General features: G+C 69.1%; 1 protein-coding gene. It reads left to right on the plus strand.

Translation table 11 applies throughout. The annotated features are described in order from the left end of the window. Positions 1-57 precede the first annotated feature (57 nt). Positions 58-1,293, plus strand: coding sequence for an IS701 family transposase (locus IE312_RS37825; protein ID WP_189986829.1), 1,236 nt, complete (start codon positions 58-60; stop codon positions 1,291-1,293). Positions 1,294-1,429: the final 136 nt, after the last annotated feature.

Raw genomic sequence — 1,429 nt, forward strand, 5'->3', positions numbered from 1 at the left:
CCTAGTAGTGCTTCGTTACATTGGGTGATCTCGCCTGGTGGTGGGCATCTTGCCGGTATGAGGTTGGGGGAGGTGGAACGACTCCGGGGTGAGTTAGCGGAGTTCGTTGCCGATGTGTTCGCCTCGCTGCCGCGGCGGGATCAGCGGCGATGGGGTGCGTGTTATCTGCGGGGCCTGATGCTGGACGGCCGGCGCAAGTCGGTCCAGCCGATGTCCGAGCGGCTGCCGGACGGGAACATGCAGGCCCTGCAGCAGTTCGTGAACCAGTCGCCGTGGGATCCGCTGCCGGTCAGGCGGCGGATCGCCGAGCGGCTGTCCGAGGTGATCACACCTGAGGTCTGGGTGATCGACGACGTGTCGTTCCCCAAGTGCGGCACGGCTTCTGTCGGGGTGGCCCGCCAGTACTGCGGGGCGGTCGGCAAACGGGCGAACTGCCAGGTCGCGGTCAGCGTCCATGCCGCCACCGACACCGCGTCCTGCCCGCTGAACTGGCAGTTGTATCTGCCGCGTGAGTGGACCGATACGCCCGAGCGGTGCCGCAGGGCAGGAGTCCCCGACGAGGTGGTGCACCAGGAGAAGTGGCGCCTTGCGCTCGGCCTGCTCGACACGCTCGCCGGCTGGCAGTTGAAGGCGCCGGTCGTGGTCGCCGACGCCGGCTACGGCGTCAGCACCCCCTTCCGGCTTGGTCTCGAACAGCGCGGGCTGGCCTATGTCCTGGCGCTGACCGGCAAGGAAGTCGCCCACCCTCAGGACGCCGAGCCGCACCAGCCCGCTTACGGCGGGCTCGGACCACCCGCCCTTCCCCGCTACCGCACCCCACTCCGAGCCGTCTCGGCCCTCGCAGCCGAGGCCGGTGCCGGCCGGTTCACCAAGGTGACCTGGCGCCAGGGCAGCAAAGGCGCGATGACCTCACGGTTCGCGGTCCTGACCATCCGGCCTGCGGGCAAGCAGTCCCTGGCCGCAGCCCAGGAGGCGGGCGGCGGCCGCAACCGATGGGACGGCGTCCTGCCCACCCAGACGCTTCTGGTCGAATGGCCGGACAGCCAGGACACACCGACCGGCTACTGGATATCGAACCTGCCCGTCACCACCCCGGTCGCCGACCTGGTGCGCTGGGCGAAGATGCGCTGGCGGGTCGAGCACGACTACCGCGAGCTCAAGCACGGCCTGGGACTGGACCACTTCGAGGGCCGCACCTGGCGCGGCTGGCACCACCACGTCACCCTCGTCACCGCCGCGCAAGCCTTCCTCACCCTCCGGCGGCTCGACCCAAAAGTCCGCACACCGGCCTGACCCTCTACCAGGTCCTCGACCTCCTCCAAAACCTGCTGAGGTGCTGGGCCGGTGCATGCACCACCTGCGGACGACCTCTACCCAACCCGCGAAGCCGCCGCAGACAGCCCAGAACCTAACGAAGCACTACTAGGGC

The organism is Streptomyces capoamus (assembly GCF_014654935.1).
Lineage (GTDB): Bacteria > Actinomycetota > Actinomycetes > Streptomycetales > Streptomycetaceae > Streptomyces > Streptomyces capoamus.

Coding starts and splice junctions, on each gene's coding strand:
- IE312_RS37825 (WP_189986829.1), top strand. CDS start 58: ATGAGGTTGGGGGAGGTGGAACGACTCCGGGGTGAGTTAGCGGAGTTC.